The organism is Chitinophaga sp. H8 (assembly GCF_040567655.1).
GTDB lineage: Bacteria > Bacteroidota > Bacteroidia > Chitinophagales > Chitinophagaceae > Chitinophaga > Chitinophaga defluvii.
On sequence record NZ_JBEXAC010000001.1, the window covers coordinates 602242 to 617315 of the forward strand.

Genomic DNA, 15074 nt, shown 5'->3' on the forward strand with positions numbered 1-15074 from the left:
TAAAAATAAACTATATGGCATACGACGTAATCGTAATTGGTAGTGGTCCCGGTGGATATGTGGCTGCTATTCGTGCTTCTCAGCTGGGATTTAAAACAGCAGTAGTGGAAAGAGACAACCTGGGTGGTATTTGTTTGAACTGGGGTTGTATTCCCACCAAGGCGTTATTGAAATCAGCACAGGTTTTTGAATACATACAACATTCAAAGGATTACGGCATTTCTGTAGGTGATGCTAAACCTGAATTTGAAAACATTATCAAACGCAGTCGTGGCGTTGCTGATAAAATGAGCAGGGGCGTTCAGTTCCTGATGAAAAAGAACAAGATTGATGTACTCGCAGGTGTTGGTAAGCTGAAAGCTAAAGGACAGGTGGAAGTAACCGGTAAGGATGGCAAAGCTACCGTGCATGAAGCAAAGCATATCATCCTGGCTACCGGCGCCCGTTCCCGTGAACTGCCTAACCTGAAACCAGATGGTAAAAAGATCATTGGCTACCGGGAAGCCATGTCGCTCCCACAACAGCCTAAATCTATTATCGTAGTAGGTTCCGGTGCAATTGGTGTTGAGTTCGCTTATTTCTACAACAGTATTGGAACCAAAGTTACTGTGGTAGAGTTCTTACCACGTATCGTGCCTGTTGAAGATGAAGATATTTCCAAAGAACTGGAAAAGATCTACAAGAAGAAAGGCATTGAAGTAATGACCAATGCTTCTGTGGAAAGCGTGGAAACTACCGCCAATGGTGTGAAAGCGAAAGTGAAAACACAAACCGGCGAAATCTTCCTGGAAGCAGATATCGTATTAAGCGCAGTAGGTATTTCCTCCAATATCGAAAATATTGGTCTGGAAACCCTGGGTGTTAAAACTGATAAAGGAAAAGTGCTGGTAGATAAATACCTGCAAACCAACGTACCAGGTATCTACGCTATTGGTGATATCATTCCTGGCCCTGCATTGGCGCACGTAGCTTCCAAAGAAGGGATCGTTTGCGTAGAAAACATTGCATACAACGAAAAGAAATATGCGCATAAGCCTGAGCCGCTGGATCATATGAATATCCCTGGCTGTACTTATTGCGTACCTGAAATTGCCTCTGTTGGTTATACCGAAAAGGCAGCCAAAGAAGCAGGATACGAAGTGAAAGTAGGTAAATTCCCCTTCTCCGCTTCTGGTAAGGCATCTGCTGCAGGAGCACCGGAAGGCTTCGTAAAAGTGATCTTTGATGCCAAATACGGCGAATGGCTAGGTACCCACATGATCGGTTACAACGTAACGGAGATCATTGCTGAAACAGTAGTAGCCCGCAAGCTGGAAACTACTTACCAGGAAGTGCTGGATTCTATCCACCCACACCCCACTATGAGCGAATCTGTAAAAGACGCGATAGAAGTGGCTTATGGCGAAGCAATTCACCTGTAAGCAAAAAGGTCCGGCAGGCAGCAGTGCAGATGATAAATGTGTAAACAGGGAATGCCCTGGCCTTAACAGACAATGATAACTATTTTCAGGCCGGCTGTGCAGACAGCCGGCTTTTTTATAGCTTTTAACCTAATTTCAAGGTCACTAAAAAAAGTTGATATGACGCAACGTTTTGTGAAGTATTCACTGATATTGTTATTCCTGTTACAACAGCAGTTTTCCTATGCCACCGAAGGCATGTGGTTGCCCCAGTTGCTCAGCAAGCTGAACGAAAAGGAAATGAAGGCGATGGGTATGAAGATCAGTGCGGCTGATATTTACAGCATCAACAAAGGCAGCCTGAAAGATGCGATTGTTAGTTTCGGCGGGTTTTGTACTGCCGAAGTTATTTCCTCCCAGGGGCTTTTACTTACCAACCACCACTGCGGGTATGGCGCTATCCAAAGCCATTCTTCCATCACCAATAACTATCTTGAAAACGGTTTCTGGGCCAGAAATCAGGCAGAAGAACTGCCTAATGAAGATCTTACGGCCACTTTCATTGTACGCATTGAAGATGTGACCAAACAGGCGTTATTAAATGTAACGGCCAACATGAGCGAACGGGAACGGCAATCAGCAATTGATAAACAGCTGAACGAAATAAAGAAAAACGTTAAGAAGGAAGCCTGGGAAGATGTGATGATCAGGCCCTTTTTTGAAGGTAACCAGTATTATCTGTTTGTAACCGAAACGTATAAAGATGTGCGCCTGGTGGGTACGCCACCTTCTTCTATCGGCAAGTTCGGATCAGACACTGATAATTGGGTATGGCCCCGTCATACCGGTGATTTTTCTATGTTCCGTATCTATGCAGGCAAGGACAACCGTCCTGCTCCTTATTCAAAAGATAATGTGCCGCTGAAACCCAAGCATTTTCTGCCTATCTCACTGAAAGGATTGAAAGCAAACGATTTTACAATGGTATTTGGCTTTCCTGGCCGTACTACCGAATATCTGCCTTCCGAAGCAGTGAAACTTACCGTAGATGTGCTGGATTCGGCTAAAGTGGCGATGCGGGATGCTGCCCTGAAAGTGATGGACGGCTATATGCGTAAAGACGAACAGATAAAAATCCAGTACGCTTCCAAATATGCTTCTACTGCCAACTACTGGAAAAAGTGGATGGGAGAGATGCAGGGGGTAAAACAAACCGGTGGTATAGAAAAGAAAATAGCGGGTGAAGCAAAATTCCGGGAACTGGTGAACGCCAATGCCAGCTGGAAACAAACCTACGGACAGGTACTGGATTCACTGAATGAACAATACCGCATTATCACACCATATGCCCAGGCCCGTGATTATTACAGTGAGCTGGTGCGTAATGTAGAACTGTTTGCCATCAACGATAAGCTGATCAGCTTTTTGAATGAGGTGCATGAAAAAGGCACTGCACAATATGATCAGCTTCGTACCAGGTTTCTGGAGGATATGAAATCCTTTTACCAGAACTATAATGCGGAAGTAGATCATGATGTAAGCGTACAGCTGCTGGATATTTATTTCCAAGGAGTGCATTCCCGGTATATTGGGGGAGAAGCTTACCAGATATGGATGGAAACCAACAAGGACGGACGTGCTACGGCCGACAGGTTATATCAGGAATCCAGCCTGGTATCGCTGGAAAAGCTGGAAGCGCTGTTAGCCAACCCTTACACTACTGTGGTAGCGCAAATGTGGAAAGACCCTGCAACACGGTTGGGTATGGCTTTGCGCAAAGGGTTTAGTGAAAATGTGAGCAAAACGCTGAATGAAACACAGGCTAATATTAACCATTTACAACGCATTTATATGCAGGCGCAAATGGACGTATTGGGTAGTACCAAACGTTTTTACCCGGATGCCAACAGCACGCTGCGTATTACCTATGGTAAGGTAGACGGGTATAAACCCCGTGATGCAGTGAACTATGATTATTATACATACCTGGATGGGGTGATGGAGAAATACAAGCCGGGAGATTATGAATTTGATGTGCCGGCAAAACTGATTGAACTGCATCAGAAAAAAGATTATGGCCGTTATGGCGTAAATGGGAAGATGCCGGTATGTTTTATTGCCTCCAACCATACTACCGGTGGTAATTCCGGTAGCCCTGCACTGGATGCCTATGGCAACCTGGTAGGCTTAAACTTTGACCGAACCTGGGAAGGGACCATGAGTGATATTAATTATGATGCTGCTATCTGCCGTAATATTATGGTGGATATCCGCTACGTATTGTTTATCGTAGACAAATTTGCAGGTGCCACCCACCTGGTAAATGAAATGAAACTGGTGAAATAACGACAGGTTATATAGAAGCAAAAAAAACGCTCCGGGCATCAGCTGCGGAGCGTTTTTTATGATAGCAGTAAGTGCAGTTAAGCCTTACACTCATATACAATAGAGCTGCATCTGTTTACATCTTTTAAGCCTGTGCGGTAGGACCGTAATCCGTTGAAAAAGCCTGGTATTAAACGGGTATGGCCGGTTTTACATTTTTCGCTCAGCAGGCTTACATAAAAGCCGTCAAATACCATCGGATGTTTCTTTACCAGTTTAATCTTATGCTGTTGCAAGAGCTGTTCCATCGCAGCAGGAGAAAAGTGGTAGAGATGGCGGGGCACGTCATAGGCCGCCCAGTATTCCCGGTATATTTCGGCATCCAGCGAAGTATAGTTAGGTACTGCAATCAGCAGGGTGCCATTGGGTTTTAGTAAGGAACGTATGTTTTGCAGATAGGCATGTATTTCATGTACATGTTCCAGTACATGCCACATGGTAATTGCATCATATTGTTCCTTCGGCAGGGCAAACAGCTCTTCTACCGGTTTGCTGTCGATACCATAAATTTCCTTTGCATTGCGGCGTGCATTTTCATCCGGCTCCAGGCCGGTTACCTGCCAACCATTTTGCTGCATATAGTGTAAAAAGGCACCGGTGCCGCTCCCTATATCCAGGAGGTTACCCTGTTTTACGCCGGAAGCTGCTTTTACCCAGTTTTGTTTGGAGCGGAGCGTGATTTTCCGGACGTTGTGGTATAAGCGATTGATCAATCCCTTACGTGTTTCGGAATGGGAAATGTATTCCTGCGACTGGTAATAACGGCCTATGCGGCTGCTGGTAGGGATGTTTTGTGTGAATCGCCCACTACAGTGACCACAATGCCATATTTCAAATTTTTCTTTAGAAACGGTATAGTCTACAGCGGTGAATACCTGGTGAATGGTGGATGAACCACAAAGTGGACAGCTGTTATAATAGATCAGGCTCATGTATGCGAGAAAAGTGTTTAAAGATCGAAAATACTTAAAAAGCTATTAGCTGTTAGCATTTAGCTTTTAGCATTGATGTTATGCACTACTTTTTGTTTTGAACTACTGCTATTTGCGCATAAGCAAGCATTACGCATAAGGCTAATGGCTAACAGCTAATGGCTGTTAGCTATTTATGCTCTCCCCATACCTTACGGAGGGCATCGGCTATTTCGCCGAGGGTGCAGTAGTTTTCTACGGCTTCTACTACAACGGGCATCAGGTTTTCTGAAGTGCGTGCCGTAGCTGCTATTTTTTCCAGCAGCGCCTGGGCCACTGCATTATTACGGCGGGCGCGTAACGCCTGCAGGCGCTCTGATTGTACCTGCCGGATACTGTCGTCTATACGGAAGGCTTCCGGCTGAGATGTTTCCGCAGCCGTGAATTTGTTTACACCCACAATGATCTTTTCCCCGTTTTCTATCTGTTGCTGATATTTATAGGCACTGCGGGCTATCTCTTCCTGTACAAATCCCTGTTCAATAGCACTTACGGCACCACCCATGGCGTCAATTTTAGCGATCAGCTCCCAGGCTTTGGTTTCCACTTCATTCGTTAACGCTTCTACATAAAAAGAGCCTGCCAATGGGTCTACTGTATCCGGAACACCACTCTCATAGCCCACAATCTGCTGAGTACGGAGGGCAATACGGGCAGCAGCCTCTGTAGGGAGTGATAAGGCCTCATCATATCCATTGGTATGAAGAGATTGGGTACCTCCCAGTGTAGCCGCCAGTGTTTGTATGGCCACCCGTACGATATTGTTTTGTGGTTGCTGGGCAGTTAACGTACTGCCTCCTGTTTGTGTGTGAAAGCGGAGCATCTGAGCTTTGGGATCTGTGGCGCCCAGCGATTGGGTAATATGTGCCCACATGCGTCTTGCTGCCCGGAACTTGGCTACTTCTTCAAACAGGTGATTATGTGCATTGAAGAAGAAGGACAGGCGTTTGGCAAATACGTTGATGTCCAGTCCTTTTTCCAGGGCCGCCTGCAAGTATGCCTTCCCGTTAGACAGGGTAAAAGCCAGCTCCTGCACCGCATTGGCGCCCGCTTCCCGGATATGATATCCCGAAATGGAAATGGTATTCCATTTCGGAACTTCCCGGCTGCAATAGTCAAAAATATCCGTGATAAGACGCATAGAGGGCTTAGGCGGATAAATAAAAGTGCCCCTGGCCGCATATTCTTTCAGGATATCATTTTGTATGGTACCGGATATTTTTTTTATATCTACACCCTGTTTTTTCGCGAGCGCAATATATAAAGCCAGCAGGATAAATCCTGTAGCATTAATGGTCATAGAAGTAGAGATCTGATCGAGTGAAATACCCTTGAACAGGATCTCCATATCTTCCAGTGAGTCAATAGCTACCCCTACTTTTCCCACTTCTCCTTCAGACATAGGATGATCAGAGTCGTAGCCTATTTGGGTGGGTAGGTCAAAAGCTACACTGAGCCCCATTACTCCCTGGCTGAGCAGGTAATGATAACGTTTATTAGACTCTTCCGCGGTACTGAAACCGGCATATTGCCGCATGGTCCATAGCTTGTCCCTGTACATAGAAGCGTGTATCCCCCGGGTAAAGGGAAACTCCCCAGGCAGTTCATCCATGGGAACCGGTTGGGTATACAGGGGCTGTATATTGATACCAGCGTCTGTTTGAATAGTTTTTTCCATAAAACTTTAACTAACGTTGCAATGTTACATAATTATTATGGGACTTCGTGAAGGGGAAAAATATTGATATTTTACGTTAAAGTTCAGCGCTGCCGTATGATTATATATGCTTTGTTACTCACTACCCTTGGATTGGCTTTTTTGAGTCTTTATTTATTGTGGAAGGCAGGAGGGCAGCCATTGCCGGTAAGCTGGCCCCGGCTGGTAACCGGCCTCAGTCTGGGACCATTTATCTACCTGTACGGCACATGGGTATACCTTACGATCTACGCCAAACACGTATTTGGAGTGCTTTTTATGTTATGCCTGCTTGCGGTTTTATTCAAAAAAAAGGCAGCGCCCGCGGCGTTACCTGCTTTATGGAAACAGGGTATAGCCGTATTGTTCAGTATATTATTCCTGCTGGGAACATGGCTGTATTTTACAGGTACTACAGGAAAACCCCGGACAGTAGCCCTGGCATTTCCGTTTAAAAAAGGCAACTATTTTGTATTGCAGGGAGGCAAAGGATTGCCTACCAATATCTTTCATTACAGTTTGCGGGGAGCTATCTATGCAATGGATATTGTAAAGCTGAATAATTGGGGAGGCAGGGCCAGCACTGTTTTTTCCAGGCGATTATCTGCATACACTATTTTTAACGATACGATTTACAGCCCCTGTGATGCAAGGGTAGTGCATGCTTATAGTAACAATCCGGATAATATCCCTCCCAATATGGCCAGAGGCCCTAAAAATACCAACCAGGTACTCCTGGAAACCGATTCCTGTTATATCTTCCTGGCACATTTGAAAATGAACAGTGTGGTGGTGGAAGATGGCCAATGGGTGCACGCAGGAGAGGCTTTAGGCACAGTAGGTAATTCCGGGTTCAGTTCGGAGCCACACCTGCATATACAGGTACATGCCAAACCACCGGAAGGAAAACCTTGGTACAATGGAGAACCGCTCTACATCCTGTTTAACGGTAGGGGATATCTCCAAAATGAAATCATCAGGGATAAACACCAATAGCCTGATGCAAGACAACAAGGGCTGACCAATAGTACTGGCCAGCCCCTGAATTATTGTAAGGTCGTAATTTAGTGCATTACTTTCTTTGCTTCCAGGTTGATGATCTGAGCTGTGAGATCAGCAGGTGATTCGCCTGCCTGCAAAAATACTTCCAGCAACTGACGGTTCAGCTCTTTAGCAGGAGCATCTGCCGGCAGGTGACTGGCTACCTGGTTGATGATGCTGATCGTTTGTTCCTTTAAAGTTTTAACAGCATCCCATGCCGCAGCAGATACATAGATTTGTTGGGTTACGTTATGATCAAACTCATTCCTGATCGTTTGTATCAAAGCAATTTGCATGTCCACCGCAGAAAGTACCGGTTGGTACACCCGGCCTATCAGGCTTTGGGGGCGGATCCGTTCAGTAAACAATGCCAGCCGCTCATAAGCCTGTAATTGCAGCGGCAACACCGTGTTATTAGCAGAAGAAGGTGTTGCCGGCGCAGGCGGTACTCCCTTGGGTTTCCGTAGGAGGTCCCTTACGGTGATATACACCATGTAAATTGCGCCAATAGCAAGAAGAATGTACAATAAGTCTCTGGAAGAAGGCATTATAGCTGACTTTTAGCGCACAAATATAGTTGTTTTTTATGTTATATATTATTGTAATTTTTCCAGCCAGGTTTTTAATCTGCGGGCGCCTTCTTCCAGTTTTTCCATACTGGTAGCATAGGAAAGCCGGATGCAGTTGGGCTGTCCGAATGCAGCGCCGGTCACTGTACTTACATTGGCCTGATGGAGCAGGTACATACAAAGGTCATCAGCGTTATTAACTACCGTGCCTTCATAAGACTTGCCAAAGAATGCGCTGATATCCGGGAACATATAAAAAGCGCCATCGGGATTATTCACCTTTAAGCCGCGGATATTTTTCAATGCTTCATAAATGAAGGCACGTCTTCTTTTGAATTCGGTCACCATAGCATGTGCCGTGGTGAGATCGCCATTCAGGGCAGTAACCGCTGCCCGCTGGGAAATAGAGCAGGTAGCAGAGGTAAACTGGCTTTGTATCTTATCACAGGCTTTGGCTACTTCCAACGGAGCCGCCAGGTAACCCAGGCGCCAGCCAGTCATCGCAAAGCCTTTACTAAGTCCGTTAATGATGATGGTCCGGTTTTTCAGGTCGCCAAAACTGGCAATACTGGCATGCGGAGCTACATAGTTGATATACTCATAGATCTCGTCCGACAGGATAAAGATCTGGGGATGTTTCGCAAATACTGCTGCCAGCGCTTCCAGTTCCGCACTTGAGTACACGGAGCCGGTAGGGTTGCAGGGAGAGGAGAACATGAACATCCGGGTTTTTGGAGTAATCGCTGCCTCCAGCTGTGCCGGTGTGATTTTGTAATTATTTTCAATCCCACAGGGTACAAATACTACTACCCCCTGGCAAAGTTTTACCTGCTCGGAGTAAGTTACCCAGTAAGGCGTAGGGATGATCACTTCATCTCCGGGATTAATAATTGCCAGTACGGCATTGGCCAGGCTTTGCTTGGCACCGGTAGACACCACAATCTGATCGGGGGTGTAATCCAGTCCATTATCTCTTTTCAACTTATAGGTAACTGCCTGTTTTAAGTCGGCATATCCCGCAACGGGGGTATAGTGGGTATAGCCATCATCAATGGCTTTTTTTGCGGCGTCCCGGATATGCACGGGGGTGTCAAAGTCCGGTTCTCCAATACTAAGGTCAACAATATCTATTCCCTGGGCTTTCAGCTCCCTGCTGAGTTTGGCCATTTTAATGGTTTGTGGCTCGGATATCCTCGATAGCCTTTCTGCTAATTGCATCATAATAAAAATAATTACGGATTGACCCGGACAAACCTACTGCAAAAAGTTGAAAAAGAGGAAATATAAGGGAGTACTCCGGACAATCCTTATGTAAGACATAGATGAAATAGTAATAAACGATAGATAAAGCAGAGATAAGGTAGACGTCTATCTGTCTACCTTATCTCTGCTTTATCACTACTTTATGTCTACCTTATGTCTACCTTATCTATGATGTAATATAGTCTGGTATTGGGTTTAACTCTGAAATAGGTAGTAAGAAGCCCACTGGCAGGTCTTTAGGGCATAAAAAAGGCCAACCGGATGGCTGGCCTTTTGACAACAGTAATATGTTAATAAATTAGCGGTTCAGGTTCACTGCGCCGTAGGTGGTATTTACAAAGAGTTTCTTGGCGTCTAAATTATCTTTCAGCCCTGCAATGTAAATGGTGTATACACCTCCCTGGCTCAATGGTATTTTCAGGCTGGAATTAGAAGCTTTGGCCAATACGGCGTCCTTACCTGCTTCTTTTACGATCAGTTCAGCAGCACTGGTCAAGTCCAGCGCGGTAAATCCTCTTGGGAATTTATCTTCATAAGTCCTGCTGCTATCTATCTTCTTGTTATCGATATAGATATCTACCGGGCCAGCATTTGGGCTCAAGTGGAACACGCGGTAGTATACTTTGTTGTCTTTTACATTAGAGACATCATCACTGAAAGACACTACTTTTACCGGACTCTGGCCATAAGCCATTACAGTGTAGTAGCTCAGGGAATCCAGCATGATGCTGGTGGTACCTACGGTACTGTCTGCGCCGGATTTCTTAAAGGTAAATACGTGTGCACCACCATAAGCAGGGTAGGGAGAAGTAAAGCCAAGTCCCAGGGCAGTTTTGCCATCACCCAACTTCTGTCCGTTATCATATAAGTCGAAACCTGCACCAAATGTAGAAGCATTTAACACTACTACACTAGCTACGGGTCTTGCTGGAGGACCAGGATCGGGGGTTTTCAAACAAGCACTGAATCCGGCCACTGCCACTACTACGGCTGCCATAGCCCATACGCGATTTTTTTTAGTCAACATGCGCTCTCAAATTTTATTTGTTGTGAGTGAAATTTTACAATGTATTGAATAACTGTTACTTATCGTAAATAATTTTGTACCTGGAGAGGTCTGCCGGGTATTTCTTTTTACGTTGTAACTCTGTTTCATAGATCAGTTGTCCTAATACTTTTAGAAATGGTTTCCCTGTCTGATCAAATTCATATTGGTCGTCTCCCAAAATTCCGTCTTTATTTACATATACGGTGGCCGATAATAGGAATTCTACCTGGTTGGCAAAATCCACAATATATGCCACATCTGTCAAAAACCCATATGCCCAGCCTGGCTTATTGAAAATGCGGATATGGGGTGGGATATGTGCTGTTTTCTCTCCTCCATATAGCAGAAATTTTACATAAGCGTCCTGAAACTGACTGGTATCGTACGCAGGATCAGCTGTTTCCGATGGTAATTGCGACATACACTTGTATAAAAACTGGTAGTCACTTTCCGTTAAACGGAATCTTTGAGAATTTGTTACAGCTTCCGGAAAAATTATGCTGCGCATTATATTATGGAGTGCCGGGAGGGAGATCCTGTTCCGGAAGGAAAAATCCATAGGGCCATTTTGCAGTTTGCCCAGGTAATTATAATGGGCCTTGCCTATGCTGTCGTGCCGGGGAGAGAAATTAAGGTGGCTGATTTTAGCAGGCTGGAGATACAGGAGGTGGTGTCCCTGCTGGAACCGGATGGCATTGGTTTGCAGGTTATCCACAATATTAAGCGGGATGCCTACCCGGTGTCTGATCTGTGCCTGGGTATATCCTTTTTCCCAGAGGCGGGTATTAAATTCCTGTTGCCCTAAAAACTCATACAGGCGGTTAAAGGCGTCATTATCGCTGGTCAGGAATATTTTTTTTATGTAGTGGGCGATGGAGGGCAATTTATTGACAGCGGAGCTGTCGGAGGTGACCGCCGGGCTGATATTGGCCAGGCTGTCGGTAAGCATGGGAGTAAATTTATCCACACCCGGTATATGGAGATCGTTCAGCTTTTCCAGGGCCAGAATGGCGCCAGGGAGCTTTACTGTGGATGCCGGATAAAAATAGCTATTGGTATCCACCCGATAGTAAAAGTCCTGAAAATGAGGCTTGTTTTGCTGATCACGGTCAATCCGGGTATATACCACCTGCAACCGGTATTCATTCGGGTGCTGAAATACAGCACCCAGCCTGGCTGCATTTGCTTTTAACAGCATTTCCAGGAAATTATCTGTTGGAGGATAATGTCGGGTTTGCATATATTTGTTGGTATTACAAGCAGTAAAACAAAATAATAGCATTAAAGCAAGAAATAACCAAAGTCTCATATTAGAAAATTTTATGCCAACATAGCAAGAAAAGGCCGGTAGACGTTGGATTTAAGCTCCTTTAGAACAGGACTTTAATATATCAATTTAAATTCTATCTTTGCAACTCTTAAAAAATTTTTATTATAAATCCGAAACAATATGCAACTTAAAGGACTGGTAAGATTTTTTGCCATCGCACTGATCCTTATCTCTTTGTATCAATTGTCCTTCACATTCTTGGTGCGGAACTATGAGAAGAAGATAGACCAGCAGGCGCAAGCCGATGTGACCAAACAGCACCCTACAGCTGAACAGAAGTATCCCGGTAACAAGGAATTACAAGCCTTCTATAGTGATACGCTGAAAGACTTTATCAAACAAAGAAGACAGGAAATTGCAGACAGCGTAGGCAATAAAGAAATTGCTGGTTTCCCCTGGTATGTAACTTTTTCCAAAGCTAAGGAAAGAGAGTTAAACCTTGGGCTTGACCTGCAAGGGGGGATGAACGTAGTACTGGAAGTTAGCGTGGAGGATGTGATCCGTGCTTTATCCGGCCACTCTAAAGACGGTGCTTTTAACAAAGCCCTGGAACTGGCTAAAGAACGTAGAAAATCCAGCCAGTCTGATTATGTAACATTGTTCGGACAAGCTTATGATGAGGTGACTCAGGGAAAAGGTTCTCTGGCCACCATTTTTGCTAATGCCTACCAGAAAGAACTTTCTTTTAATTCCTCTAATCAGCAGGTATTGGATGTAATCCGCAAGGAATCCCGTGCGGCTATCAAGAATACTTACCTGGTATTGCAGAAAAGGATTGACAAGTTTGGGGTAACCCAACCTAATATCAGCCTGGATGAAAATAAGGGTATTATTTCCGTGGAACTGGCAGGGGTAGAAGATAACCCTGAACGTATCCGGAAATACCTGCAAGCCAGCGCTAACCTCGAATTCCGTGAAACGTACAAAAACAGCCAGGAATTCTTTACAGGTGTTTTACAACCTATGAACGAAGCCCTGAAGCTGGCCATGAGCGGAACTACTCCGGCTGCTGCAAAGGATTCTACACCAGCCCAGGCAGCTGCTGCACCTGCAGCAACTGATACTTCTGCTACAGGTAGTTTAACAGATTATCTGTCTAAAGACAGCGCTGCCGGCAAAAAAGCTGATTCAGCAAAATCCAAATCAGAGCTGCAACAGGAAGCTGCCAAACAGAATCCGCTGTTTACCATCCTGATGCCTAACATGACACAGGAAGGGCAGTTGATTCCCAGCCCGGTAATTGGTTATATCCAGCCAAAAGATACCGCTACCTTTAGCCGTTACCGTGAAATTCCTTCCGTGAAAAGTATTTTACCTAAGGATGCCGTATTTGTTTACGGTCCTGAAAATAAAACAGACAGAAACGGTCCGCTGGAAGTATATGTGCTGAAAATTAACCCGGCTAATCCTACTCCAAGAGTAGGCGGAGAAAGGGTAATTGACGCGCGTCAGGATTTTGGCCAGAATGGCGAGCCTGAGATCAGCATGACCATGGACAACATTGGTGCCCGTGACTGGAAAAAGCTGACCGGTGAACTGAAACCTACCAACGAACAAGATCGTTCTACCTACAACTATGTAGCTGTAGTGCTGGATAATATCGTTTATTCTGCTCCTTCCATCCTGTCTGAAATTGGTGGCGGACGTTCCCAGATCTCCGGTAGCTTTACCCTGGAAGAAGCAAATGACCTTGCCAATATCCTGAAGTCCGGTAAAATGCCTGCACCTGCTAAAATTGTACAGGAGCAGATCGTAGGACCAACCCTGGGTAAAGAAGCGATTGAAGGTGGTGCGATGTCTTTTGCGATCTCCTTTGCTATTATTTTCGTGCTGATGCTGGTGTACTATAACACCGCCGGCTGGATTGCTAATATTGCCCTGATCCTGAACCTGCTGTTTACCGTAGGTATTCTGGCATCCCTGGGTGCTACACTGACCATGCCTGGTATTGCCGGTCTGGTACTGACCATTGGTATGGCGGTGGATTCCAACGTGGTAATTTTTGAAAGGATCAAGGATGAACTTACACATGGCAAGAGTTATCAACAGGCGGTAACAGACGGTTACAGACGCTCTTATGCGCCGGTACTGGATGGTCACATCACCTCCCTGTTAACGGCCATCATCCTGTTTTACTACGGTTTAGGCCCTGTGAAAGGTTTTGCTACCACGCAGATCATCGGTTTGCTGCTGTCATTATTCTGCGGTATCATGGTATCCCGTTTGGTAACTGACTACTGGACCAATAAGAAAAGACACTTTAAATACTTTACTCCATTATCCAGCAGGATTTTCAAACATGCTGCTTTTGACTTCGTAGGCAAAAGAAAGTATGCATACATCATCTCTGCTATTGTAATGATACTGGGTGTGGCTTCCTTCTTCCATGGTTTTGATTATGGGGTAGACTTCAAAGGTGGACGTAGCTTTACTGTCCGTTTTGAAAAACCAATGAAAACTGACGAAGTAAGAGAGCAGCTGAAAGAAGTGTTCGGTTCCGAACCAGTGGTGAAAACTGTAAAAACTACCAACCAGCTGAACATCACTACTTCTTATAAAGTAGATGAACAAAGCTTACAGGCAGATGCTGAAGTAACCGGAAAATTATATGAAGGTTTAAAGAAATACTATGAGCCGGGTGTAACACTGGAAGCATTCTCCAGCAAATACATTGTAGGATCACAGAGTGTATCGGCTACCATTTCCGACGACCTGCGTGCAGGTGCGATGAAGGCGACCGTATTATCACTGATAGCGATCTTCCTTTATATCCTGTTACGTTTTAACAAATGGCAGTATTCTATCGGTACTATCTTCTCTCTGTTGCATGACGTAATGGTAACATTGGCTGTATTCTCTTTCTGCCGTGAAATTGTACCATTCACCCTGGAGATCGACCAGCACTTTATTGCGGCGATCCTGACAGTGATCGGGTTCTCCATGAACGATACGGTGATCGTATTTGACCGTATCCGTGAGTACTTCCGGAACGGTAATAAGGGAACAGACAGGAATACCGTGATCAACAAAGCGATCAACGATACCCTGAGCCGTACAGTAATGACTTCCTTTACTGTATTCCTGACCATCCTGATCCTGTTCATCTTTGGAGGTGAAGTAGTTCGTGGATTTGCATTTGCAATGATGATTGGTGTGATCACCGGTACTTACTCTTCTATTTTTGTGGCAGCACCTATCCTGGTTGACTTTGACCACAAGAATCAGCTGAGCAATGAAACAGAGGCGGTACCTGTTGAAAAAGCTACTCCGCTGAATTCAAAAGCTTAAGTCACTACTGAATAATGTTTGATACTAAAAAGGTCCTGCTGATGCAGGACCTTTTTTATGGAATATCATTGGCAAAAAAGCTG

The 15074-nt window shown here is 45.0% G+C and carries 10 protein-coding genes; 4 read left to right on the plus strand and 6 right to left on the minus strand.

What is annotated here, in order from left to right; genetic code table 11:
• Positions 1-14: 14 nt before the first annotated feature.
• The gene (gene lpdA / locus ABR189_RS02270) at positions 15-1421 is read left to right on the plus strand and encodes a dihydrolipoyl dehydrogenase (protein WP_354658818.1); all 1407 of its coding nucleotides are present in this window, start codon (positions 15-17) and stop codon (positions 1419-1421) included.
• Positions 1422-1580: 159 nt separating this feature from the next.
• Positions 1581-3746, plus strand: coding sequence for a S46 family peptidase (locus ABR189_RS02275; protein ID WP_354658819.1), 2166 nt, complete (start codon positions 1581-1583; stop codon positions 3744-3746).
• Positions 3747-3823: 77 nt separating this feature from the next.
• On the opposite strand, the gene ABR189_RS02280 is transcribed toward ABR189_RS02275, so the two are convergent.
• Both ABR189_RS02280 and ABR189_RS02285 read right to left on the minus strand, forming a co-directional pair.
• Positions 3824-4717, minus strand: coding sequence for a class I SAM-dependent methyltransferase (locus ABR189_RS02280; protein WP_354658820.1), 894 nt, complete (start codon positions 4715-4717; stop codon positions 3824-3826).
• 169 nt (positions 4718-4886) lie between these two features.
• A complete protein-coding gene (locus tag ABR189_RS02285; protein ID WP_354658821.1) occupies positions 4887-6434 on the minus strand; it encodes an acyl-CoA mutase large subunit family protein in 1548 nt (515 codons plus the stop codon).
• 96 nt (positions 6435-6530) lie between these two features.
• On the opposite strand from ABR189_RS02285, the gene ABR189_RS02290 reads away from it, so the two are divergent.
• Positions 6531-7448 (plus strand): M23 family metallopeptidase, encoded by a 918-nt coding sequence (locus ABR189_RS02290; protein WP_354658822.1) that lies wholly within the window; start codon positions 6531-6533, stop codon positions 7446-7448.
• A 68-nt stretch (positions 7449-7516) separates the two neighbouring features.
• On the opposite strand, the gene ABR189_RS02295 is transcribed toward ABR189_RS02290, so the two are convergent.
• From ABR189_RS02295 to ABR189_RS02310, 4 genes are all read right to left on the minus strand, one after another.
• The gene (locus ABR189_RS02295; RefSeq protein WP_354658823.1) at positions 7517-8041 is read right to left on the minus strand and encodes a DUF7935 family protein; all 525 of its coding nucleotides are present in this window, start codon (positions 8039-8041) and stop codon (positions 7517-7519) included.
• A gap of 48 nt (positions 8042-8089) precedes the next feature.
• On the minus strand, positions 8090-9283 hold the full coding sequence (locus tag ABR189_RS02300; RefSeq protein WP_354658824.1) for a pyridoxal phosphate-dependent aminotransferase: 1194 nt from the start codon (positions 9281-9283) through the stop codon (positions 8090-8092).
• 340 nt (positions 9284-9623) lie between these two features.
• Positions 9624-10352, minus strand: a complete 729-nt coding sequence (locus tag ABR189_RS02305; RefSeq protein WP_354658825.1) for a DUF4397 domain-containing protein — start codon at positions 10350-10352, stop codon at positions 9624-9626.
• 55 nt (positions 10353-10407) lie between these two features.
• Positions 10408-11613, minus strand: a complete 1206-nt coding sequence (locus tag ABR189_RS02310) for a serine hydrolase (protein ID WP_354658826.1) — start codon at positions 11611-11613, stop codon at positions 10408-10410.
• Between the two features lie 210 nt (positions 11614-11823).
• Between ABR189_RS02310 and secDF the strand changes: the two genes are divergently transcribed.
• The gene (gene secDF / locus ABR189_RS02315; RefSeq protein WP_354658827.1) at positions 11824-14991 is read left to right on the plus strand and encodes a protein translocase subunit SecDF; all 3168 of its coding nucleotides are present in this window, start codon (positions 11824-11826) and stop codon (positions 14989-14991) included.
• The last annotated feature ends 83 nt before the right edge of the window (positions 14992-15074 follow it).